Here is a 23,739-nt window from a genome sequence, read left to right as displayed (position 1 = left end):
AGCACCTCTCCCATCGTCGTCTACCTTCGGACGCGACGTACGATACGTCCCGGGTACCGCTACGAACGTTGGAATGCGGCGCGTGGCCTTCCGGACATCATTGCCACGTCCGCACAATCCATACGTCCGCCTTCGGGATCCGCACGGCCTCGCGTGAATGACTGCGTTGGGTCGGAGGCAGTCCCTCCTAGGGTCAATCTGATTCGGTCCTGGCCCTAGGCCGTACCCGCCCCCTGGATCGGATCACGCCTCCAGCCGGTGAGTTCGACGCGCTTTCTTCGCCGAACCGGTGCCGGCTTCGTCGGAAAGCACGCTATGGGGAGCGCGCGGAGATGTCCGCGCGACCCGAGGCGGCCTTTTCGTGTTCAGGCATCGATCCCCATCGATCCGGTCGAGCCTGCAGGCGCGGCTCGTCGCCCTCTGGATCGCGCTGCTGGCCTCCGCCGCGGCGACCGCCTACCTGCTGTTCGGCCTCTACACCCAATCGACCGCGGTGCAGATCTCGCAGGCCGAGATCGCCGTGGGGCGGGCCTGCCGCGAGATCATCGACCGCTACACCGTGCTGGTCCGCAAGGGGGACGAGCCCGCGGGCGAGGCGCTGACCGGCGTGGTCTTGGGGGCGCTGGCGCATTGGCCCGGCATCGAGGGCGGAGTGTGGAGCGGGGCCGAGGGCTCGCTCGCCTACGCCTTCCCGAGCTACGAGGGCTCCGGCCCCAAGACCGACCTGCCGCTGGCCGAGCGCGACACGATCGCCGCCGTCAACGCGGAATCGCGCAGCCTCGGCCGCTCGGTGGTGATCCACCGCATCAGCCGCACGCAGGCGCTGCTGGTCCAGGCCTGCCCGCTGCCCGGCCGCGCGCCGGGGCTCACCGGCTGGACGATGACGCGGGCGCACGTCAACGACGGGCCGGCTTACACCCGCTTCCTGGCCGCGCTCGGCTTCCTCGCGGTGGCGGTCATCGGCGCGGCGGGCTTCCTCGGGCATTTCCTCTACGGCTATTCCCGCCGCATCGCCCGGCTGGAGGCCGCGCTCGCCGCGCCCGAACGCGAAGGCGCCGACCTCGCCCATCTCGACCGCACCGGCGAGCGCGAGTTGGACCGCTTGGTGGATGCGCTCAACGCCGCGGGCGGGCGCCTGCGCGAGGCCCGCGAGCAGGCGGTCGCAGCCGAGCGCTTCGCCGCGCTGGGCCGCTTGAGCGCCGACATCGCCCACGAGATCCGCAACCCCATCGCCGCCATGCGGCTCAAGGCCGAGAACGCGCTCGCCACCGGCGAGCCGGAGCGAGCGGCGACCGCGCTCCGCACGATCCTCGGCCAGATCGGCCGGGTCGAGACCCTGGTGCGCGACCTCCTCCACCTCACCCAGCCGCGCACGCTCCACCGCGAGCCGACCGATCTGCGTCGCCTCCTGACCGAGAGCGCGCAATGGCACGAGGATGCGGCCCGCGCCCGCGAAGTCCGCCTCCGCGTCGAGGCCGACGCGCTGCCGGCCGCCGAGCATCCGCATCTCGACCGCGCCCAGGTGCAGCGGGCGCTCGACAACCTCCTGCTCAACGCGCTGCGCCACGCGCCCCCCGGCAGCGCCGTGACGCTCGACGCCCGCCGTGTCCTGCGCGAGGGCGCGGCCCGGCTGGAACTGCGCGTGGCGGACGAGGGCCCCGGCGTCGATCCGGCGATCCGCCCCCGCCTGTTCGAGCCCTTCGTCACCGGCCGCTCGGACGGCACGGGGCTAGGTCTCGCCATCGTCAGCAAGATCGCGCAGGCGCATCGCGGGCAGGCCCGGCTGCTCGACACCGGTCCGGCCACCACCTTCCTCCTGGATCTGCCATGGCAACCGTCCTGATCGTCGATGACGACGACGCCCTGCGCGAGGGGCTCTCCGAGACCGTGTCCGATCTCGGCCACACCCCCGTCCCGGCCCGCTCCGGCCGCGAGGCGGTGGCTTTGCTGGCGGGCTCGACGGTCGCCGCCGTGTTCCTCGACCTGCGCATGCCGGGCGACCTCGACGGCATCGCGACGCTGGCGCAGATCCGCGCGCTGCCCGATCCGCCCCCGGTCACGGTGCTCACCGCATTCGCCAGCCCCGCCAACACCATCGAGGCGATGCGGCTCGGAGCCCACGACCACCTGACCAAGCCCATCGGCCGGGCCGACCTCGCCGCAGCGCTGGCCGCGATGCTGGTCTCCGTCCGCCACGAGGCGGCGGCGGGCGGCGCTCCGGAGGCGGCGGGCGGGCTGATCGGCTCCAGCGAGGCGATGCGGCGGGTGCAGAAGACGATCGGCCTCGTGGCCGACAGCGCCGCCACCATCCTGATCCAGGGCGAGACCGGCACCGGCAAGGAGGAGGTCGCCCGCGCCCTCCACGCCTTTTCCGCACGCCGCGAGCGCCCGTTCGTGCCGGTCAACTGCGCCGCGACCCCGGCGGAACTGCTGGAGAGCGAGTTGTTCGGCCATGTCCGCGGCGCGGTGGGCGGGACGACGATGGACAGGGCCGGCGCGTTCCACCTCGCCGAGGGCGGGACGCTGTTCCTCGACGAGATCGGCGACATGTCGCCGGTGATGCAGGCCAAGATCCTGCGGGTGATCCAGGACCGGATGGTGACGCCCGTCGGCGGGCGGCCCGGCCGCGTCGATGTCCGGCTGGTGGCCGCCACCCACCGCGACCTCCAGGCGATGGTGGGCGAAGGGGCTTTTCGCGCCGACCTCTACTACCGCCTCAACGTCGTACCGCTCGCGCTGCCGCCGTTGCGTGAGCGGCGGGCCGACATCGTGCCCCTGGCCGAGCACTTTCTGGCCGCCTCCGGCAAGCGCCTCGGCGCCTCCGCCGCGTCCCGGCTGCTCGCCCATCGCTGGCCCGGCAACGTGCGCGAGTTGCGGAACAGCGTGGAGCGCGCCGCCGTGATGGGGCGCGGCCGCCTCATCGAGGCCGCCGACCTCGACCTGCCCGCCGCCCCGGCGGAGACGCCCGAGACCGGCGACGACGGCGACCTGCCCGGCGCCGTCGCCCGGCTGGAACGCACCATGATCGCCGCCGCGCTGCGCGCGGAGGGCGGCAACCGCACGCGGGCGGCCCGCCGCCTCGGCATCCAGCGCCAGCTCCTCTACGCCAAGATCGAGCGCTACGGCCTCGGTGGGGCACCGGAGGCCGATCTGTCGGCGGATGCGACGGCCGATGTCGGAAAAGACGACGATCCCGACCCCGCGGGCGTTCCGTAACCCACTGCACCGATAAAACATTCGTGTGCGGTGCCGCACGGCCCGATGCGGCCGGAACCGTGCCCTGCTTCATGCGTCCAGCCCTTCGCAACGGCCCGGCTCGCGGGCCCGATGGGGCGCGTCCTGGCATGAACGGAACCGACGGCGCTGGGGAGGCCCACGCCCCCTTCGTCTTCGCTCATATCGGCGACTTGCATCTGGAAGAGCCGCACGACCCCAACGCCGCCGACCTGCGTACCGCTCTGAACGAGATCGCCGGGCTGCACGCGAACGGCCTGATCGATTTCGCCTACCTGCCGGGCGATCTCGCCGAGCACGGCCGGGCGGCGCAGTACGATATCCTCGAACGGGCGCTGACGGCGCATCCCCGCCTGCCGGTGCGGCTGATCGCGGGCGACCACGACCGCCAGCACGGCACGATGCACGACTTCGACCGCTTCTTCGCCACGGTGGCGGGGAGCCGGCGCGGCGGCGGGCACGAGGCGAAGCACAACCGCCTGCCGCGTCCGGTCAACCGCGAAAAAATCGCGCAATATTACTACGCCGAGACCATCGCCGGCGTGCGCTGCCTGTTCCTCGACATGGTCAGCGCCGGCTACGGCCAGGAGGGGTTCGGGCTCGATTTCCGGCTGGGGCCCGATCAGCGCGACTGGCTCACCCGCAAGCTCGCCAAGGCGGTCCGCAAAGGCCAGCCGGTGGCGGTCTTCGCCCACACCTACCCGGACGACCTCAGCGATCCGGAGGAGCGGGCGGAACTCGCCGGCCTGATCCGCGGTTCGAGCGTGCGCCTCGTCGAGATGGGCCACACCCACTACAACGAGCTGGCGCACGATGGGCGCACCCTCTACGCCGCCGCCCGCTCGGTCGGGCAGAACGAGGACGGCTCGGTCGGCTACGCGGTCGCCGCGATCGACGGCGATGTGGTGAGCTGGCGCTTCAAGCCGCTCGACCGCGCCTTGCCCTTCGTGATGATCACCAGCCCGGCCGACCGGCGCCTCGCCACCGCGCCGTTGCCGGACGGCAAGGTCGCGGTGCGCGCCCTCGTCCTGTCGAACGCGCCGCAGAGCGCGTGGCGCTGCCACCTGCGGATCGACGGCGGCCCGCCGCTGCCGATGGAGCCGGACCGCCCGCGCACGGTCCTGGCCCGGATCGACTGGCCCGCGGGCGCGCGCCGCCTCGCCGTCACTGTCACCGACGGCACCACCAATCCGCGCAAGAACGGCGCAGCCCATACCGACACCGATACCATCGAGCCGGTCGGCATGGATTTCGTGCCGGCGCCCGTGTCGGAGCGCCCTGGCAGCGACGCACTCCGGCTTCCGTTCTGGCCGGAAAAGGGCCTGCGCGGCGATCAGCTCGGGCCCAACCGCGTCGGCCGGCACTGGTAGACCGCTCTCTTTCAGAACAAGGACGAAGACGAAGCGATGGGCGCGATCACCCTCACACCCAACCTCGCGACCTGGGGCATCGCCGCGCTCGCGACGCTGGGCGTCATCCTGCGGCCGTTCTCCTGGCCCGAGGCGATCTGGGCCGTGCTCGGCGCCGTCGCCCTCGTGGCGCTCGGTCTGCTCGCCCCCGGCACCGCCTTGGAGGGCGTGCTCAAGGGAACGGACGTCTACCTCTTTCTGGTGGGCATGATGCTGCTGTCCGAGATCGCCCGGAAGGAGGGCCTGTTCGACTGGCTCGCCTCGCACGCGGTGCGCGCCGCCAAGGGCTCGGCGACGCGGCTCTTTCTGCTGATCTACGTCGTCGGCACGGTGGTGACGGTGTTCCTGTCGAACGACGCCTGCGCCGTGGTGCTGACCCCCGCGGTCTTCGCCGCGACCAAGGCCGCGGGCGTCAAGCAGCCGTTGCCGTATCTCTTCATCTGCGCCTTCATCGCCAACGCGGCGAGCTTCGTGCTGCCGATCTCGAACCCGGCCAACCTCGTGGTCTTCGCCGAGCACATGCCGCCGCTCGGCCGCTGGCTCGCCGTCTTCACGCTCCCGTCCGTGCTCGCCATCGTGACGACCTACGCGGTCCTGCGCATCACCCAGAACGCCCGGCTCAAGGCCGAGACGGTGGCGACCGATGTCGAGACGCCGGCCTTGAGCTTCGGCGGCAAGGTCGCGGGCTTCGGCATCGTCGCCACGGGCGCGGCGCTGATCGCGGCGTCGGCGGCCGGCATCGAACTCGGCCTGCCGACCTTCGTCGCGGGTGTCGCGACCACGCTCGTCATCGTCCTGATCAACCGCGGCGGCTTGGTGGAGGTCGCCAAGGACGTGTCGTGGAGCGTGCTGCCGCTGGTGGCGGGCCTGTTCGTGCTGGTCGAGGCGTTGGAAAAGACCGGCGTCCTCCAGATGCTCGCCGACCTCCTCAAGCGCAAAGCCGAGGGCGATCCGGCGCTCGCCGCCTGGGCCGGCGGCGCGGTCGTGGCGTTCGGTTCGAACCTCGTGAACAACCTGCCCGCGGGCCTGCTGGCGGGCGCGGCGGTGCAGGCCGCCCAGGTGCCGGAAAAGGTCGCGGGCGCGATCCTGATCGGCGTCGATCTCGGGCCGAACCTCTCGGTCACCGGCTCGCTCGCCACCATCCTGTGGCTCACCGCGATCCGTCGCGAGGGCCAGGACGTCTCGGCCTTCGCCTTCCTCAAGCTCGGCCTGCTGGTGATGCCGCCGGCCCTGATCCTGGCGCTCGCCGCCCTCCTGCTGGTTTGATCGGACACAGCGCCCCATGAACGCCGCCCTGCTCTATCCCTTCATCATCGTCGCCGGGTCGCTCCAGGCGCTCGGCAATTCCATGAACGCGCAGCTGCGCGGCCACCTCGTCAACCCGTTCCTGGCGGCCTCGGTCTCGTTCCTGCCGATCGTCTTCGTCTTCGCGACGCTGTTCCTCGTGATGCCGACGCCGCTGCCGAGTGCGGAGAATCTCGCGTCCATGCCGTGGTACGCGCCGCTCGGCGGCGTCGCCGGGGCGGTGGCGGTGTTCGGCGGCCTCGCCTTCGTGGACAAGGTCGGCGCCGGCCCGTTCAACGGCCTGACGCTGACGGCCAACATCCTGACCTCGCTGGCGCTGGACGCCTTCGGTCTGTTCGGCCTGCAGGGCGGCGGCTTCAAGCTGATGCCCTGGCTCGGCGGATTGCTGATGGTGATCGGCGTCACCTTCATCGCCCGCGTCACCCCAGACAAGGACGAGAGCAAGGATGCCGGCCACGGCCTCAACCCGCGCCTGCTTTATCCCTTCATCGTCGTGGCGGGCGCGCTCCAGGCCATCGGCGTGGTGTGGAACGCGCAGCTGCGCGGCGCCCTCATCAATCCGTGGCTCGCGGCTCTCGTCTCGTTCATCCCCGTCGTGTTCGTGTTCGTGCTGGTGTTCCTGCTGCGCCCCAAGCCCCTGCCGCAGCGCGCCGACATCGAGGGCGTGCGCTGGTGGATGCCGCTCGCCGGGCTCACCGGCGCGGTCGCGGTCTTCGCGGGCCTCCTGTTCGTCGACAAGGTGGGGGCGGGCGCCTTCAACGGCCTGCTGATCACGGCCAACCTCCTCACCTCGGTCGCGCTCGATCATTTCGGCTGGCTCGGGATGAAGCAGGTGCGGGCCGGCGCCTCGCGCCTCGGCGGCGCCGCGCTGATGGTCGCCGGCATCGTCCTGATCTCGGTCTTCTGAAGCGCCGATGCCGGCCGACCTGTCCTGGCTGCTGCGCAAGGAGGCGCTCGTCGGCTCCGCCTGCGTGGTGCTGGCGGCGAGCGCAACGGCGGCGTGGTACCTGCTGCAAGCCAGCGTGCTCACCATCGCGGTGGCGCCGCGCGACGGCACCGAGCCGGAGCTGATTCGGGCCTATGCCGATGCGCTCGATGCGGCCGGCGAAAACGTGCGCCTGCGCATCCTCTCCTTCGACGACGTGCGCGAGAGCGCCGCCGCCTTGCAGGACGGGCGCGCCGACCTCGCCGTGGTCCGCCCGGACGTGCTGTTGCCGACCAACGGCCTGACCCTGGCCATCCTGCGCGATCAGGCGATGATCATCGCCTCGCCCGATCACGCACCGATCGAGGCGTTTCCGAAGCTCGCGGGCAAACGCCTCGGCATCGCCGCCCACCGCGACGCGGATTTCGCACTGCTGAAGAGCCTGCTCGGCTATTACGGCCTCACGCCGGAGATGGATGCGGGCGGCCCGAGCCGCGACCGCACCGTGCATCTCGTGCGGGTCGATCAGGATGCGGTGGCGGCAAGCCTCCGCGACAAGCGCATCGACGCCTTCGTCAGCATCATCGCGCCTTCCGCCCCGAAGGCGCTGGCGCTGATCGGCGCGGTCCGCTCAGTGGCGCACCACGGCAAGGTCGCCTTCGTCGCGGTCGAGGACGACGGTGCGGTGATCGAGCGCTTTCCGCGCCTCCAATCCGTCACGGTGCCCGGCGGCCTGTTCGGCGGCGACCCCAAGCTCCCCGCCGACGACGTGAAGACGGTGGGCGCCTCCTACCGGCTGATGGCGCGGGCCACCCTGAGCCGTGCGGTCGCGGCCGACATCACGCAGCAACTCTTCGAAAAACGCACGGCGGCCGCCGCGAAGTCGGACGCCGCCGAGTACGTCCAGGCGCCCGCCTACGACATCACCGCGGCGGCCACGAGTGCGCGCATCCCGATCCATCCCGGCGCCATCGACTATTTCGAGCGCGAGCAGCACGGCTTCGTCGAGCGCTACGGCGACACGCTCTACCTGCTCGGCGCCATCGCGGGCGGCCTCGTCTCGGTGCTGGCCTGGATTCGCCAGCGCCTCGCGGCGCTCCGCCGCGAGCGCATCGACGAGATCATGGACCGCCTGCTCGCCCTGATCGGGCTGGCCCGCGCCGCCTCGACCGCCCGCGAACTCGACGCCCTGACGACGGAAGTCGATGACCTCGCGACGGACGCCGTCCGCTACGCCCGCGAGCGCGACCCCGACGCGCGCACGATGTCGGCGCTGTCCATCGCCGTTGATACCGCCCGCGCGACCCTGGCCGGCGGACGGCGACGGATCGGTTCACCCCCCTTCGAACGTTTCTCGACCCAGCCCCCGCCCGAGGCCCCGGCCCTGGGACGCATTCCGCGAGAGGCTCCGCACCGATGAGCACCGACCTGACGACCGAATTGCCCCCCTGCTTCGAGAGCCTGCGCGCCGACCCGTGGAGCGGCCTGCTGCCGGCCCAGATCGCCGGCCTCCTGGCGCCCTCCGCCCCGGCCGGTTGCGCGACGGCCGACATTCCGGCGCATCTGAGCGCGCCGTTGCAGAACCATTTCGGCCCGGTGGACCGCGACCCGCTGCCCGCCGCGCTCACCGAGTTGCTGCGGCTGTTCGAGGCGGAGGCCAAGGCGGAAGCCAAAGCCAGGACAAGGCCGGGGGCCAAGGCGGCCAAGAAAAGGCTGGTCGATCCAGGTTTGCGCGAGGCCCTGGTCGAATGCGTGCCGCCCCTGCGGGTCTTCGCCCTGTCGCTGTGCGGCAACCCGGCCCGCGCCGAGGATCTGGTGCAGGAGGCCCTGGTGCGGGCCTGGGCCAACCGGGAAAAGTTCGAGGCCGGCACCAACTTCTCCGCCTGGATCTTCACGATCCTGCGCAACCATTTCTACAGCGAGTGCCGCCGCACCCGCCGCGAGGTCGAGGACGCGGAAGGGCACCACGCCGCCGCCCTGACGACGCCCGCCGAGCAGGAGCACGCGGTGGCGCTGGGCTCGGTGATGGCGCTGATCCACACCCTGCCGGCGCCGCAGCGCCAAGCGCTGCTGCTCGTCGGCGCCGACGGTCACACCTACGAGGAAGCCGCCGCCCGCCTCGACTGCCAGGTCGGCACGGTGAAGAGCCGCGTCAGCCGCGCCCGCCGGTTCCTGGCCGAGAGCCTGGGGCAGCGCGAGGAGGAAGCCGAGGAAGCGTGAGACCCTTCGGTCGCCGACGGCCTCGCGCCGACCGTCCGCACATTCGAGGCGAACAGAAAGGAGCGCTTCTCCCCCCACTTGTGGGGAGGAGGCAGGAGGTGGGGGTGGTTCAGGATTGAGCAGGGCGGTGCCTTCTGCACCACCCCCCGAACGCCTCCTCACAAGGGGAAGGGGACACGCGCCGAGTCCGGCACCCGTAGCCCCGAAACGAAAACGCCCCCGGTCGCGGGAAGCGACCGAGGGCAGTCATCGAGCCTCCGAAAAGCCCCCCGGATCACCGGGAGGCTCCACGCGAGACGCTTAGTTGTTCGGCAGCGCGAACACCGTGAGCTGGCCGCCGAGGTTGGTGTAGCTCGACAGGGCGGCGTAGCCACCGACCGCGCCGAGGCCGGCGTTCGGGTCGGTCAGGCCGGCCGCAAGGCCGATGCCGGCCCAGCCGCCGACGCCCGACAGGACGCCCACGTACTGCTTGCCCTTGTGCTCGTAGGTCATCACGTTGCCGATGATTGACGCCCGACAGGACGCCCACGTACTGCTTGCCCTTGTGCTCGTAGGTCATCACGTTGCCGATGATGCCCGACGGGGTCTTGAACTTGTAGAGTTCCTTGCCCGACTTCGCGTCGATCCCCTTCAAGTAGCCCTCGAGGGTGCCGTAGAACACCACGTCGCCGGCCGTGGCGAGCGCGCCGCCCCAGGCCGAGAACTGCTCGGGGTTCGACCAGACGATCTTCCCCTTCACGCCGTCCCAGGCGATGAAGTTGCCCATGCCGCCGTGCGAGCCGGGGGCGGGGTACATCGACAGGGTCGCGCCGACATAGGGCTGGCCCGGGGTGTAGGTCACCTTGAAGGGCTCGTAGTCCATGCAGACGTGGTTGGTCGGCACGTAGAACAGGTTGGTCTTGGGCGAGAACAGGTCACCTTGAAGGGCTCGTAGTCCATGCAGACGTGGTTGGTCGGCACGTAGAACAGGTTGGTCTTGGGCGAGAACGCCGCCGGCTGCTGGTCCTTGGTACCGAGCGCCGCCGGGCAGATGCCTTTGGAGTTCACGTCCTCGCCGTTCTGTTCGGTCGAGTACTTCGACACGACCAGCGGACGGCCGTAGGTCTTGGAACCCTTGTCCATGTCGACCTTGGTGGCCCAGTTCACCACCGGATCGAACTTTTCCGCCACCAGCAGTTCGCCGGTCGCGCGGTCGAGGGTGTAGCCGAAGCCGTTACGGTCGAAGTGCGTGAGCAGCGGGCGATCCTTGCCGCCGACCTTCTGGTCGGTGAGGATCATCTCGTTGACGCCGTCGAAGTCCCACTCGTCGTGCGGGGTCATCTGGTAGACCCACTTGGCCATGCCGGTATCGACGTCGCGGCCCCAGATCGTCATCGACCAGCGGTTGTCACCGGGGCGCTGCTTCGGGTTCCAGGTCGAGGGGTTGCCCGAGCCGTAATACATCAGGTTCAGCTTGGGATCGTAGGAGAACCAGCCCCAGGTGCAGCCGCCGCCGGTCTTCCACTGATCGCCTTCCCAGGTGGTGAGGGACGAATCCTTGCCGACCGGCTTGCCGAGATGGGTGGTCTTCTCAGGGTCCACGAGGAGTTGGTCGTCCGGGCCGACCGAGTAACCGCGCCACGCCTTCTTGCCGTCCTTGAGGTTGTAGGCGGTGACGTGGCACTGCACGCCGAACTCGCCGCCGGAGATGCCGACGATGACCTTGTCCTTCACCGGGAGAACGGTGGCGGTGTTGGTTTCGCCTTTCGACGGGTCGCCGTTCTTGACCGACCAGTTCACCTTGCCGGTCTTCGCATCGAGCGAGACCAGGGTGGTGTCGGCCTGGTGCAGAATGATCGCGCCGTCGGCATAGGCCAGACCGCGGTTGACGGTGTCGCAGCACATCACCGGGATGACCGCCGGGTCCTGCTTCGGCTCGTACTTCCACACGATCTTGGCGCCCTCGTCGAGGTTGAGCGCGTAGACGATGTTCGGGAAGGGGGTGTGGACGTACATCATGTTGCCGACGACCACCGGCGAACCCTCGTGGCCGCGCAGCACGCCGGTCGAGAAGGTCCAGGCGACCTGGAGGTTCTTGACGTTGCCGGCGTTGATCTGGTCGAGTTTCGAATAGCGGGTGTTGGCGTAGTCGACCGTCTGGAGCGCCTGCTCCGCCGGGTTGGCGATGGACTTGAGCACGCTGTCGTTGGCGAGTGCCGGGCTGGCCGCCGCGACGCTCGCACCGAGGGCGAGAAGATGGACCGCTCTCATGAATTCCTCCGCATGAGGCCCGGTTTCCAGCCGCGCTGACGCGCGCGGCGGGCCGGCCTGTTCGTGATCGTTGTCGGTTGTTGCCGGCGCGGGGCCGGAGACGCGTCTCGCCCGAGACCGGGAAGACCGTTCGCCCCGCCTGCCGGCCCCCGATGAGGGGAGACACTCGGATCGACCCTTCGAGAAATACGGCATTCGAAGGCAAATGCAATAATAAAAACATAAGTGCGACAGAATTGCCGCGATGACACACAAGCATTTGATGCTGCGTTGCAGCAAAGGCTTAGCAAGCTGCCAGTTTTCATGCAATAAAGTGCCGAAATATCCTAAGAGATTTATATGGATCGTTTATGGATCGATGCTCAGGACTTCGTTGACACCTTCTCTCATCTCCTCATAATGAGCTTGTTTGCGACTGGGACCAGAGACTTCCCCCAGCACCTCCGCTCCGGGAAATCGATTGGATCACGGCGAGGTCTTCACGGCCTCGCCGATTTTCTTCGCGGATCTGACGCGACGTCTTGCGTGCTCTCTCGCCCGTCGGCGTGCCTCAGCCGCTCCCGGACCTTCGCGCTCCCTCCAAATCGCGACATTGCAGGGCGCCGGATCGCGCGTCAATTGGCGGGATGTTTCGGCAAATATGCCTGTTAAGATGAAGCAATCACTCGTGTTTGTCGTGAGACAAATCCAGGATCATCAGGCAATTCAGCCCGGGCAATAAAGACATTCGGCCCGGCCCGATGACGGGCCCGCGCCGTCCGTGCCGCATCCCGGATCCGATACCGATGCGCGGACCGTCACGCGCGTCTCTCGTCGGAGAAACCGGGCTTCGCCGCGCCTGCGCCTTGCTGTAGCGCTCGAGTCCCGCGATCCGGGGAGGGCCATGGCCGCGCGCTTTCGAAACCAAGCACCGGGCGCCGACGCCCTTCCGCCGGTTCAGGCGCTGGCGCTGGCCCGCACGCTGCTCGCCGGGCACGGCTTCAGCGAGGTCGCCCGCAACGCGCGCGGCGACAGCTTCTATCTCGCCCGCGGCGACGATCCGGGCCGGCTCCGCCTCTCCAACCACGCCCGCACGCCGAAGCAGCGGCGCGGCCATCCGGAGGTGCTGGCGAGCCTCGTCATCCGCCAGCCGCGCACACACGTTCAGGTTGCCGCGATGGTCGAGGCGGCGTTGCGCGATGTCGCCGGGGGTCTGCTCCGCCGCGATCAGGCCGCCATCGGCTCGGGCTCCGACAAGACCGCGAACATTGCCTCCGGCTCCTCCTGAAGGCGGGCGATCAAGGCCGCCAACGCGTCGGGCAGATCGGGATCGACCTCGAGCCCGAAGGCCCGGTCGAGCGCCGGCATCACACTGCGCAGGAAGGCCGGCAGCGAGACCGGAGGGCGCGCGTCGGAAAAGACTGTCGAGGAGGCGGGCATGTCGTCCGAGGCACCGGTCGCGCGATACGGCTACGCTGCGCTGCGGCAGTTGAACGGTGGCTGAAAGCGCGGCCGTTCAGGCACCCCGGCCCGCGTCGCGGGCGAGTTCCTCGGGGATAAGCGTCGCCGCGTCCTGGCGCGCGACGATCGCTGCCAGACCCACCGGCGCATCGTCCCAAGCGTCGATTCCGACATCTGACGATCGGGTGGTATCGGGTAGGGTCGCATGCGTGTGCCCGAACAGATGGCGGGTGCCGCGCCACAATCCGGGCCAGGCCCGGTGCGCGTAATGGGCCAGGAACAGCCGCCACGACTGCCCGTCCTCCGCCCGCACGGTGATGCGGACGCTCTCCACCGGCGGCTCGGCCCAGCCCAAGCGCAGCACCCGGTTGCTGTCGTGGTTGCCCCGCACCAACCGCTTGATTCCGTTCAATCTCTCGAACACCGCGGCACAATGGGCCGGATCGGCATGCGCGGCGAAATCGCCGAGATGCCACACCTCGTCGCCCTCGCCGACCACGGCGTTCCAGCGCGCGATCAACGCCGCGTCATGCGCCTCGATGCTCGGATAACGCCCCCCGCGCTGCCGTAGGATATGAGTATCGCCGAAATGCGTATCGGCGGTGAAGTAAACGGCCATCAGCGGCTCCCTCGGAGCGGCGAGGTGGCGCTGTGGCCGGTGCCGGACAAGGCGGCGCGCCGCCGCGGAGCGATCTCAGAACCGCGTCGTCAGGGCGTTCAGCCAGTCGGGCGAGGCCTCGACCAGGGCGGTCTCCAGGGCCTTGTCGAAGCCCGTCAGCACCGACAGGCCGACGAGGACGAGGATCAACCCGAGCCCCGCCTTCAGCCCCTGTCCGAGCCGCATCAGGCCGCCCCGCGCCCGCAGGATCAGCCCGCGCGACAGCGTGCCGAGCACGAGCAGCGGCAGGCCCGCGCCGATCCCGAACGCCGCCATGGTGACGGCGACGCTTCCGAGGTCGCGCCCCTGCGCGGCCAGCAGCGAGGCCGCCCCGAGGGTCGGCCCGACGCAGGGGCTCCAGATCGCCCCGAGCAGCAGGCCGAGGCCGAACTGCCCCGGCAGCCCAGCGCCGGCCCGCCCGCCGAAGCGGCGGTCGATGGCATCGACCACGGGCCCGGCGGCAGCGGCGAGCCGCGCCTGCGCCGCCGGCACCAAGAGGACCAGGCCGACGGCGACGAGCAGCGCGGCGGCGACGCGCCGGACCACGACACCGTCGAGGCCGATGGCGAAGCCGACCGTCGCCACGAACAGGCCGATGGCGGTGAACGACAGCGCGAGCCCCGCCGCCAGCGCCGCCGGCCCGAGCCGATGCTCGGCCGCCGCGGCGCCCAGCACCAACGGCAGCAGCGGCAGCACGCAGGGCGACAACACCGACAGCAGTCCGGCGAGGCCGGCGAGCCCGAGCGTCGCGATCACCGCCGGGCCTCCGGCGCGGACATGAGCCGACAGGCCGGCAACGGGTCGGCGACACGGCCGGGGAGGGGAGAGCGCGCGGGCATGGCCGGTATCCTATCCCGGACGCAGCGCCTCCGACATCCGCCTCGGTCGAGTGTGTCCGCGTCGCAGTGCCATCCACCCGAAACCGCACCGATCGCGCATCGCCCGCGGGATTCTGTTGACGCCGCGCTCAAGCCAGCCTATCTGAGCGCGCAACGCCGAACACGCGGGTCGTTCATCGATCCGCCCGACGCACCGGAGTTCAGGCTCCTCGCGCGACGACGTTCCGGTGGGGGATAGTTTAACGGTAGAACCGCGGACTCTGACTCCGCTAGTCCTGGTTCGAATCCAGGTCCCCCAGCCACTCTTTACTTTCAATCACTCCGCACGGTGCCCTCAGGTCGTCTCTTGGCCTGCTGGATACGCGTTGTCCGGCTGTTTGATAGCCTTCGTGCGCCGCCGGACCTTCTGGCCGATCCGACCCATCGCGCACGCGACGAGCGCGGTCCGGCTACGTACGAAGGATTCACGATCGCGGCCGATCCGGGTTTCCCACGCGTCGGAGTCGAGACGCGGCGGCGTCGATCGTGCATCTGCCGGAGCGAACACCCGGCGACAGGATCTGCGTGGACGATGAGACAGGGCGAGACCAGCCCCCCGACCGATCGTGTCGGAACGATCTGCCGGTCGCTGCGGCGGGCTATCGTCGAGCGGGCGCTCGCCCCCGGGGACCGGCTGCCCGAGGATGCGCTCGGCGAGCGCTTCAGCGTCAGCCGCACCATCGCGCGCCAAGCCCTGCTTCAGCTCGCGGGCGAGGGGCTGGTCGAGCTGCGCCGCAACCGCATCGCCGTGGTCGCGAGCCCGAGCTGGGAGGAGGCGCGCGACACCTTCGACGTGCGCATCAGCCTGGAGCGCCTCGTGGTGCAACGGCTCGCCGGCACCTTGAGCGAGGCGCAGCGGGCGGCGTTGGACGCACATATCGCGGGCGAGGAGCGGGCGAGCGGCGGACCGGAGGCGGCCTCGATCCGGCTCGCCACCGAGTTCCACCTGCTGCTCGCCGAGATGACCGGCAGCCCGGTGCTGACCCGCTACGTCGCCGAACTGGGCTATCGCTGCGCCCTGGTCCTGTCGCTCTACAGCCGGCCGCACTCGTCCGACTGTGCGGTGAGCGAGCACCGGGAGATCGTGGCGGCGCTGGCCGCTGGCGATGCCGGACGGGCGGTGGCCCTGATGGACCACCATCTCGACGCGGTGGCCGAGCGCGCCCGCATCGTCGCCGAACCCCGGCGCGAGCGCGACCTGATCCGCCTGCTTGCGCCCTACGTCGAAGGCTGAAGATTCCGGGATCGAAGGGCAAGCCCTTCGCGGGTCCAGGGCAGCGCCCTGGCCGGCGGAGCCACCATGGGGCTCTGCCCCAAACCCCGCCGAAGGGATGATCCCTTCGGTATCCCAGGACCGCAATTCGATCCGAGACGCGGCCTGTCAGGCCGAGGCGCCCTGCCGGTCGAGGATGCGCTCGGCGCTGTCGTTCCAGACCTCCATGGAGACGATCAGGCCGTCGCGCACGGTGAAGCGATCGACGTAGCGGTTGCCCTCGAAGGCAGTGCCGTCCGGCCATGCGCCGTAGAGCGTGCCGAGGCTGTAGACCGTAGTCAGCCCGTCGCCGGGCACCACGTCGAGTCGCTCCATCCGCTTCTTGACCCAGGCGTAGCGACCCGCGTTGAAGGCCGTGACCTCGCGCGGATGCCGGAACACCCGGCCGCCGGTGAACACGATGGCGATGCCCGGCGCCATGTAGCGCGCCGCCGTCTCGGGATCGGGCACCATCGAGGCCTCCAGATAGGCCGTCACCGCCGCCGCGTCGCGCGCGGCCCCCTCGTCCTTCGCGTCCATCCGCACTCTCCTCGGTTCCTGTCTGCCGACCATGGCGGAGCCGTCGCAGCCGTGCATGCAGAAAGTGTATGCACTTTGACGGAGATTTGTGCACACTTCTTCCATGGGTCACCAGCGATTCGAAAAACCCGAGCGAAATTAACGGCGGACCGGCTGGCACGGCCGTTGCCGACATGGGTCGACCAGATACGGGGACCGGAACGCCATGCCTCGACGCCTCACTGCCGCCCGCTCCCTCACGCGGCGCCTCGCCCTCGCCGCGCTGCTGGCGGGCTTTGCCGGGTTCAGTCCGGTTCAAGCCGCGGAGCCGATTCGGCTCGGCCTCGTCACCGCGCTCAGCGGCCAGTCGGCGAAGTCGGGCGAGGCGATCTCCCGCGGGATCGGGCTGGCGATCGACGAGATCAACCGGGCCGGCGGCGTGCTCGGGCGTCCGCTCGAACTGGTGGCCCGCGACGACGAGGCCAACCCGTCGAAAGGCGTGCTCGCCGCCCGCGAGCTGATCCAGCGGGCCGGCGTCGTGGCGCTCATCGGCGGGCTCGACACACCGGTCTCGATGGCGATCGTGCCCATCGCCAACCAGATGAAGGTGCCCTTCGTCGGGCCTTGGGCGGCGGGCACCGGCATTACCCGCAACGGGGCCGCCGACAACTACGTCTTTCGGGTCTCGGCGGTCGACGCCCTCGTTGACGAGGCGCTGGTCGCCTACGCGGTGAAGACCTACGGCGCGAAGAAGCCCGGCGCGATCCTCGTCAACAACGCCTGGGGCGAGTCGAACCAGCAGGGCATTGTCGCGGCGCTGAAGGCCGCGAACCTCCCGAGTGCGGGAATCGAGAAGTACGAGGCCAACGACATCGACATGGTGCCCCAGCTTTCCCGGCTGCGGGAGGCCGGCGCCGACGCACTGTTCCTCGTCGGCAATGTCGGCCCCTCTGCCCAGGTGGTGAAGTCCCTCGACCGGATGGGCTGGACCGTGCCGGTGATCTCCCATTGGGGGCCGGCGGGGGGGCGCTTCGACGAACTCGCAGGGCCTGGCGCGGCGCGGGTCCACTTCGTCCAGACCTTCACGTTTGCCGGCAACGACAGCCCGAAGGCGAAGGCGGTGCTCGACGCGCTGAAGGCGAAGTACCCGGCGATCAAGTCCATGGCCGACGTGACGCCCGCCGTCGGCATCGCCAACGCCTACGACGCCACGCACCTGATCGCGCTGGCGATCCAGGCAGCGGGCTCGACGGAGGGACCGAAGCTCCGCGACGGCTTCTACAAGGTCCCGGCCTATGCCGGCCTGATCAAGAATTACGAGGCGCCCTTCGCCCCGGACCGGCACGACGCCTTGAAGCCCGACGACTACATCTTCGCCAGCTTCCGCAACGGCGAGATCGTCGCGGTGGCGAAATGAGCGGCCTTCGCGCGGGGAGGCGTCCATGCTGATCGGAACCCTCGTCAGCGGGCTCGGCCTCGGCAGCATGTACGGGCTCGTCGCGCTCGGCTTCCACATCACCTTCGCGGTGTCCGGCACCGTGAACTTCGCGCAAGGCAGCGCCGTCACCCTGGGGGCGGTGCTCGGCTACGTCTTCGCGGTGCAGCTCGGCTGGCCGATGCCGCTGGCGGCCGCCGCCGCGCTCGCGGGTTGCGCGCTGCTCGGGTTCGCGGTGGAGCGCCTGCTGGTGCGGCCCTTCGTGGTGCGCGGCTCCGATGCGTGGCTGCTCGCCACGGTCGCCGGCGGCATCATCCTCGACAACGTGCTGCTGTTCACCTTCGGCAAGGAGCCGCGCGGCCTGCCCTCCGCCCTGGTCTCGGCGCCGATCCAGGTGCTCGGTGCAGGGATCTACCCGTTGCAGATCGTGATTCCCGTGGTCGGCATCGCGGCGGCGCTCGCGATCCGCGCGGTGTTCCGCCGGACCGAACTCGGCCGCGTGCTGCTCGCCGTGGCGCAGAACGCCGAGGCCGCGCGGCTGATGGGCATCGATGTCGCCCGCACCGTCGCCTGCGCCTTCGCGCTCTCGGCGGTGCTCGCGGGCGCCGCGGGCCTGCTGATCGCGCCGCTCTTCTCCGTCTCGGCCGAGATGGGGGCGCTGTTCGGCATCAAGGCGTTTGCCGTCGCGATCCTCGGCGGCATCGGCTCGGCCACCGGCGTGGTGCTGGCGGGCCTGCTCTACGGCCTGGTCGAGGCCGGCGTCACCGCGACGCTCGGCTCCGGCGCGACCCAGATCGTCGTGTTCTCGGTCATCATCCTCGCCCTCGCGCTGCGCCCGAACGGGCTGCTCGGCCGCGCCGCCGTCAACAAGGTCTGATCATGCGCGCGCTTCTCCGGGCGCCAGCCGCGATGCCGCTCGCCATCCTGGGCCTGACGCTGGCCGCCCTCGGCCTCGTCGGGCTGACGAGCGGCTACAGCCACTTCGTCATCGCGCTGGTGGCGCTCACCGTGCTCGCCGGCACCGGCCTCAACGTCCTGCTGGGGCTCGGCGGGTTGATCTCGTTCGGCCATGCCGGGTTCTACGCTCTGGGCGCCTATGCCAGCGCGATCCTCACGCTGAAGGGGTTCAGCTTCTGGCTGGCGCTGCCCGCGGCGGCCGCCCTCTCCGGCCTCGTCGGCGCGGCCCTCGCCGTGCCGGCGATGCGGGTGCGGGGCCCTTACCTCGCCATGGTGACGATCGCCTTCGGTTTCCTCGTCGAGCACGCGCTGATCGAGGGCGGCGAACTCACCGGCGGGCAGAACGGCCTCGTGGTCGCCACCGGCCCGAGTTTTTTTGGGTTCTCCCTCGGCGAGCGCGACCTTGCAGGACTGGCGGTGATCCTGGCGGGCGCGAGCCTCTACGGCTTCCACTGCCTGCGCTACGCCCGCCTCGGCCAGGCTTTGCGCGCCGTGCGTGACGCGGACGTGGCCGCCGCCTCGCTCGGCTTCGATCCGGTGCGGGTGAAGACCGCCGCCTTCGCGATCTCGGCGGCGCTCACTGGGCTCGCGGGCGCGGTGCTGCCGCCCCTGATGCTGTTCATCGCGCCGAGTTCGTTCCCGTTCACGCAGTCGATCCTGTTCGTCCTGGCGGTGGTGGTCGGCGGCGCCGGCACCGTGCTCGGGCCGCTGTTCGGCGCGCTGGTGACGGTGCTGCTGCCCGAGGCGCTGGCCGGGCTCGCCGAATACCGCCTGCTGTTCTTCGGCCTGACCACGCTGGTGGTGCTCTGGCTCGTGCCCGTCGGCCTCGTCGGCAGCCTCGCTCGGCTGTTGCCGCGGGGCGACGAGGCGCGGCCCGACGCCGGGGCCGAGCCGCCGGACTTCCTGAACCGGAGCGAGGGCGAGGGGCTCACGGTCGAGGGCCTCGGCATCGCCTTCGGCGGCATCCGCGCGGCCGAGGGCGTCGCCTTCGAGGCACAGCCGGGCGCCGTCACCAGCGTGATCGGCCCTAACGGGGCAGGCAAGACCACCGTCCTCAACATGATCTCGGGCTTCTACCGGCCGAGCGCGGGCAGCATCCGCCTCGGCGACCGGGAGCTGGCCGGGCGACCGGCCCACGCGATCGCCCGCGCCGGCATCGCCCGCACCTACCAGACCACGCGGCTTTTCGGCTCGCTCAGCGTCGTCGAGAACGTGACGCTCGCCCGCGCCCCCGGCCGCCTGCTACGCCGGGCTCAAGCACGGGACCGGCAGGAGGCGGCGGCCTTGCTCGCCTTCGTCGGCTATGCCGGCCCCCTCGACCGCCCGGCTTCCGAACTGCCCCATGTCGATCGCCGGCTGGTCGAGATCGCCCGTGCGCTGGCCGGCGCCCCGCGCGTGCTTCTCCTCGACGAGCCCGCCGCCGGACTGTCGCGCGCCGAGACCGACCGCCTCGGGAGCCTACTGCGGCGGATCGCGGCCTGTGGCATCGCCGTGATCCTGGTCGAGCACGACATGCCGCTGGTGATGGGTCTGTCCGACTGCATCCTCGTCATGGATGCGGGCCGCCCGATCGCCCAGGGCACGCCCGCCGAGATCCGCCGGGATCCGGCCGTGCTACGGGCCTATCTCGGCGCCGCCGAGACGCCGGCCCGGCCCCGCGCCGCGCCCTGGAGCGGTTCGGCCGACGCGGTGCTCTCCGCCCACGGCCTCACCGCCGGCTACGGCGCCGCGCCCGTGCTCGACGACGTGGCGCTCGCGGTGCGGCCCGGCGAGACCGTGGCCCTGCTCGGCTCGAACGGGGCCGGCAAGTCGACGGCGATGCGGGCGCTCGCCGGGCTGCTGCGCCCGGTCGCGGGCTCGATCGTGCTGGCCGACGCCCCCGTCGCCGCGCTGCCGGCGCACAGGATCGCCCGGCTCGGCCTCGCCCTGGTGCCGGAGGGGCGGCAGGTCTTCCCTGAACTCACGGTCGTCGAGAACATCCGCCTCGGCGCGTGGAGTCGCGGCGGCCGGGTCGATCCGGCCGAGGTCGAGGCCCTGCTCGACCGGTTTCCGCGCCTGCGCGAGCGGGCGGGCAGCCGCGCCGGCCTGCTCTCGGGCGGGGAGCAGCAGATGCTCGCCATCGCCCGCGGGATGATGGCGCGCCCCCGCATCCTGCTCCTCGACGAGCCCTCCCTCGGGCTGGCGCCCGCGATCATCAACAGCCTCTACGCCACTGTCGCCGAACTGCGCGACCAGGGCACGACGATCCTGATCGTCGATCAGATGGCCGCCCTCGCGCTCACCGTGGCGGACCGCGGCTACGTGCTGGAGCAGGGACGCGTCGCCGCAGCGGGCACGGCGATTGAGCTGAAGGCCGACGCCGCCTTGGAGGCGGCCTATCTCGGGGCGGCGTGACCGCCCCTCAACCACAGGACCGAGACCCTGATCGTGACGACATCGGACCAGACCTCGCCGAGCCATGGCCGCTACGCCTATTCCGCCCTGCCGGACCGGCCGGTCTACGATTGGCCGGAGGGCAAGCGCCTCGCGGTCTACCTCGCGCTCAACCTCGAGACCTTCGATTTCGGCGAAGGGCTCGGTGCCGAACTCGCACCGGGCGGGCCGCAGCCGGACGTGCTGAACTACGCGTGGCGCGACTGGGGCAACCGGGTCGGGGCGTGGCGCCTGCGCAACCTGCTCGACGAATTGCGGATGCCCGCGAGCATCCTCGTCAACAGCCGGATCTACCGCGACTGCCCGGGGCTGATCGAGGCGTTCCGGGCACGGGGCGACGAGATCGTCGGGCACGGCCGCACCAACGCCGAGCGGCAGGGCGACCTGTCGGAAGACGAGGAGCGGGCGCTCATCGCCGAGGCGACCGCAACGCTGACGCGGGAGGAGGGCCGGGCGCCCGCGGGCTGGCTCGGCCCGTGGATCTCCCAGTCGCGGGTCACGCCGGACCTGCTGGCGGAAGCCGGCTACCGCTACCTGCTCGACTGGTGCCACGACGACCAGCCGACATGGTTCTCCACCCGCGGCGGCGGGCGAATCCTCTCGGTGCCCTATCCCCAGGAGCTGAACGACATCCCAGCCATCGTCGCCCGCAAGGATACGGGCCGCGCCTTCGCGGACGCCCTCCTCGACGGCTTCGAGGAGATGCTGGAGCAGTCGCGTAAGGCGCCGCTGGTGATGGGCATCGCGCTCCATCCCTACATCGTCGGCCAGCCGCACCGCCTGCGCCCGCTGCGTCGGGCCCTCGAACGGATCGCGGCGGAGCGGGACACGGTCTGGCTCACCACCGCCGGCGCCATCGCGGCCCACGCCGCTCGGATCATGGAGTAGCGTTCATGGATCGCCGCGAAGCCCCTCCAGCGATTGCGCCGCCCCCGTCGCGGCGCGCGCTTCTCCTGATCTCCGCGGCGGCCCTGGGGGCCTCGACCATGCCGACCCATCCGTTCGCCGAGACCCGCGGGGCCCTCGCCCGGTCGGCCACCGGCATGGTGACGAGCCCGCACGAACTCGCCAGCGAAGCCGGGCGGGACGTCCTGCGGGCGGGCGGCAACGCCATCGAGGCGGCCATCGCCATCAACGCCGTGCTCTGCGTCACCTACCCGCATTTCTGTGGGCTCGGCGGCGACGCCTTCATGATCGTCAGCGACCGGAAGGGCGCCGCCTTCACCCTGTCCGGCATCGGGCAGGCGGCGGCGAAGGTTCCGCAGGACGGCCGGCCGATCCCGACCCGCGGCCCCGGCTCGGCGATCACCGCGGCGGCCGCCGTCGATACCTGGGAGCAGGCCTTCACCTACAGCCAGCGGGCCTGGGGCGGGCGCCAATCGTGGAAGGGATTGTTTCAGCGCGCCATCGCGCATGCGACCGACGGCTTCCCGATGACGCCGTCGCAGCGCTTCTGGACGAATTTCCGCGCCAACGAGATCGGCCACTGGCCCGATGTCGTGCGCGCTTTCACCGCCGACGGCCGCGTGCCCGATGTCGGCGAGACTGTCCGCCTGCCCGAACTCGCCCGCTCGCTCACGATGCTCGCCGAGAACGGCGGACGCGACTTCTACGAGGGCGAACTCGCCCGCCGGATCGCCCGCGGGCTGGAGCAGGCGGGCTCGCCCCTCACCATGGACGACCTCGCCCGCTGCCGGGCGCGAAACGAGAGCGCGCTGCGCGTGCCCTATCGCGGCGGCGAACTCGTCAGCCTGCGACCGCCGACGCAAGGGCTGACCACCCTCGAAATCATGGGCATCCTCGACCGCTTCGACGTGGCCGCGATCCCGGAAGGCAGCGCCGACTACTACCATCTCCTCGTCGAAGCGGTGAAACGCGCCTTCATCGACCGCAATCGCTTCATCGCCGACCCGGACTTTTCCGACGTTCCGGTCGATCGGTTGCTGTCGCCGGCTCACCTCGATGCCCAGGCCCGCAGCGTCGACCTGAGGAAGGCCGCGCCCTGGCCGCACGTGTTCCAGACCGGCGACACCGTCTTCATCGGCGCCGCCGACCGGGACGGGAACTGCGTCAGCCTGCTGCAGACGGTGTATTTCGATTGGGGCAGCGGGGTCGTGGCGGGGGACACCGGAATCCTCTGGCACAATCGCGGCGCGGCCTTCAGCGCCGATCCCGGCAGCATCAACGCCGCCCGCCCCGGCAAGCGCCCGTTCCACACCCTGAACCCCGGCATGTATTTCGAGCAGGGCCGCCCAAGACTGCTCTACGGTACGCAAGGGGCGGACGGGCAGCCGCAGACGCTCGCGGCGGTGCTGACGCGCCTGATCGACTACCGCATGGACCCGCTGACCGCGCTCGCCCGGCCCCGCTTCCTGCTCGGAAAGACCTTTTCGGACAGCCGCGACAGCCTGAAGCTCGAACTCGATGCCGGCGAGGCGGTGTTCGCCGACCTCGCGGCGCGGGGCCACGAGATCAGCCTGATTCCCGCGCAGAGCCCGCTCGCCGGCCATCCGGGCGCGATCCGCATCGAGGACGACGGCGGCTACATCGGCGCCCACGATCCCCGCAGCGACGGCCTCGCGCTCGGTCTCTGAGGCTGCCGGCACGCGGAACGGCTTTCGGCGGCTTAGGCCATTTTTGCTTGTTCAAGAGCTCGCCAGGGCTCGGCAAGACCGACAGACATTTACCATGAATTAATCAGCATCTGTCCGTCGGAGCGACGGATACGACGCAGGCCTATGCGGTCATTATCCAGGCCTTAACACTACTTGTTCATGAAGGGCGGCGGGGGAACGAAGCACAGCCATCGTCGAGAGATCACAGA

The 23,739-nt window shown here is 70.6% G+C and carries 18 protein-coding genes, 1 tRNA gene and 1 pseudogene; 15 read left to right on the top strand and 5 right to left on the bottom strand.

Going from position 1 to position 23,739, the window contains the following annotated elements; genetic code table 11:
- The first annotated feature begins 361 nt into the window (after nt 1–361).
- From ASG52_RS08195 to ASG52_RS08165, 7 genes are all read left to right on the top strand, one after another.
- Entirely contained in the window at nt 362–1,843 is a 1,482-nt protein-coding gene (locus ASG52_RS08195) for a sensor histidine kinase (RefSeq protein WP_286158984.1), read from the top strand.
- Nucleotides 1,828–3,216: a sigma-54-dependent transcriptional regulator gene (locus ASG52_RS08190; RefSeq protein ID WP_056241481.1), complete on the top strand. Its 1,389-nt coding sequence runs from the start codon at nt 1,828–1,830 to the stop codon at nt 3,214–3,216. The genes ASG52_RS08195 and ASG52_RS08190 overlap by 16 nt, the downstream gene beginning before the upstream one ends.
- A gap of 128 nt (nt 3,217–3,344) precedes the next feature.
- On the top strand, nt 3,345–4,604 hold the full coding sequence (locus tag ASG52_RS08185) for a metallophosphoesterase family protein (RefSeq protein WP_056241478.1): 1,260 nt from the start codon (nt 3,345–3,347) through the stop codon (nt 4,602–4,604).
- A gap of 36 nt (nt 4,605–4,640) precedes the next feature.
- The gene (locus tag ASG52_RS08180) at nt 4,641–5,909 is read left to right on the top strand and encodes an arsenic transporter (RefSeq protein WP_056241476.1); all 1,269 of its coding nucleotides are present in this window, start codon (nt 4,641–4,643) and stop codon (nt 5,907–5,909) included.
- A gap of 16 nt (nt 5,910–5,925) precedes the next feature.
- The gene (locus ASG52_RS08175; RefSeq protein WP_056241473.1) at nt 5,926–6,855 is read left to right on the top strand and encodes a DMT family transporter; all 930 of its coding nucleotides are present in this window, start codon (nt 5,926–5,928) and stop codon (nt 6,853–6,855) included.
- Nucleotides 6,856–6,862: 7 nt separating this feature from the next.
- Nucleotides 6,863–8,293 carry a TAXI family TRAP transporter solute-binding subunit gene (locus ASG52_RS08170; RefSeq protein WP_082552438.1) on the top strand — a complete coding sequence of 477 codons (1,431 nt, stop codon included), beginning with the start codon at nt 6,863–6,865 and terminating at the stop codon, nt 8,291–8,293.
- A 68-nt stretch (nt 8,294–8,361) separates the two neighbouring features.
- The gene (locus ASG52_RS08165) at nt 8,362–9,093 is read left to right on the top strand and encodes a sigma-70 family RNA polymerase sigma factor (protein WP_502691036.1); all 732 of its coding nucleotides are present in this window, start codon (nt 8,362–8,364) and stop codon (nt 9,091–9,093) included.
- 300 nt (nt 9,094–9,393) lie between these two features.
- On the opposite strand, the pseudogene ASG52_RS08160 reads toward ASG52_RS08165, so the two are convergent.
- Nucleotides 9,394–11,343: pseudogene (locus ASG52_RS08160) on the bottom strand (methanol/ethanol family PQQ-dependent dehydrogenase).
- 883 nt (nt 11,344–12,226) lie between these two features.
- Between ASG52_RS08160 and ASG52_RS08155 the strand changes: the two are divergent.
- The gene (locus ASG52_RS08155) at nt 12,227–12,610 is read left to right on the top strand and encodes a hypothetical protein (protein ID WP_056241472.1); all 384 of its coding nucleotides are present in this window, start codon (nt 12,227–12,229) and stop codon (nt 12,608–12,610) included.
- Here ASG52_RS08155 and ASG52_RS08150 read toward each other — a convergent pair.
- From ASG52_RS08150 to ASG52_RS08140, 3 genes are all read right to left on the bottom strand, one after another.
- Nucleotides 12,550–12,762 (bottom strand): hypothetical protein, encoded by a 213-nt coding sequence (locus ASG52_RS08150; protein ID WP_056241470.1) that lies wholly within the window; start codon nt 12,760–12,762, stop codon nt 12,550–12,552. The genes ASG52_RS08155 and ASG52_RS08150 overlap by 61 nt on opposite strands.
- A 76-nt stretch (nt 12,763–12,838) precedes the next feature.
- Nucleotides 12,839–13,402, bottom strand: a complete 564-nt coding sequence (locus ASG52_RS08145) for a metallophosphoesterase (RefSeq protein WP_056241468.1) — start codon at nt 13,400–13,402, stop codon at nt 12,839–12,841.
- A gap of 75 nt (nt 13,403–13,477) precedes the next feature.
- Nucleotides 13,478–14,197 (bottom strand): cytochrome c biogenesis protein CcdA, encoded by a 720-nt coding sequence (locus ASG52_RS08140; protein ID WP_056241465.1) that lies wholly within the window; start codon nt 14,195–14,197, stop codon nt 13,478–13,480.
- Nucleotides 14,198–14,508: 311 nt separating this feature from the next.
- On the opposite strand from ASG52_RS08140, the gene ASG52_RS08135 reads away from it, so the two are divergent.
- Nucleotides 14,509–14,582, top strand: a tRNA-Gln gene (locus ASG52_RS08135).
- Between the two features lie 269 nt (nt 14,583–14,851).
- Complete coding sequence (locus ASG52_RS08130) at nt 14,852–15,553, top strand: GntR family transcriptional regulator (RefSeq protein WP_056241462.1); 702 nt, start codon at nt 14,852–14,854, stop codon at nt 15,551–15,553.
- Between the two features lie 147 nt (nt 15,554–15,700).
- Here ASG52_RS08130 and ASG52_RS08125 read toward each other — a convergent pair whose 3' ends face one another.
- Nucleotides 15,701–16,111 carry a nuclear transport factor 2 family protein gene (locus tag ASG52_RS08125; protein WP_056241459.1) on the bottom strand — a complete coding sequence of 137 codons (411 nt, stop codon included), beginning with the start codon at nt 16,109–16,111 and terminating at the stop codon, nt 15,701–15,703.
- Between the two features lie 205 nt (nt 16,112–16,316).
- On the opposite strand from ASG52_RS08125, the gene ASG52_RS08120 reads away from it, so the two are divergent.
- The 5 genes from ASG52_RS08120 to ASG52_RS08100 all read left to right on the top strand — a co-directional run bounded on the left by ASG52_RS08120 (nt 16,317) and on the right by ASG52_RS08100 (nt 23,509).
- On the top strand, nt 16,317–17,507 hold the full coding sequence (locus ASG52_RS08120) for an ABC transporter substrate-binding protein (protein ID WP_056241456.1): 1,191 nt from the start codon (nt 16,317–16,319) through the stop codon (nt 17,505–17,507).
- Nucleotides 17,508–17,532: 25 nt separating this feature from the next.
- A complete protein-coding gene (locus ASG52_RS08115; protein WP_056241453.1) occupies nt 17,533–18,402 on the top strand; it encodes a branched-chain amino acid ABC transporter permease in 870 nt (289 codons plus the stop codon).
- Nucleotides 18,403–18,404: 2 nt separating this feature from the next.
- Nucleotides 18,405–20,876 carry a branched-chain amino acid ABC transporter ATP-binding protein/permease gene (locus ASG52_RS08110; protein WP_056241452.1) on the top strand — a complete coding sequence of 824 codons (2,472 nt, stop codon included), beginning with the start codon at nt 18,405–18,407 and terminating at the stop codon, nt 20,874–20,876.
- 33 nt (nt 20,877–20,909) lie between these two features.
- Entirely contained in the window at nt 20,910–21,803 is an 894-nt protein-coding gene (locus ASG52_RS08105) for a polysaccharide deacetylase family protein (protein ID WP_056241450.1), read from the top strand.
- Nucleotides 21,804–21,901: 98 nt separating this feature from the next.
- Nucleotides 21,902–23,509, top strand: coding sequence for a gamma-glutamyltransferase family protein (locus ASG52_RS08100; protein WP_502691035.1), 1,608 nt, complete (start codon nt 21,902–21,904; stop codon nt 23,507–23,509).
- The last annotated feature ends 230 nt before the right edge of the window (nt 23,510–23,739 follow it).

The sequence above is a fragment of the Methylobacterium sp. Leaf456 genome, assembly GCF_001425465.1.
Taxonomy (GTDB): domain Bacteria; phylum Pseudomonadota; class Alphaproteobacteria; order Rhizobiales; family Beijerinckiaceae; genus Methylobacterium.
This window is presented reverse-complemented; position numbering and strand designations above follow the sequence as displayed.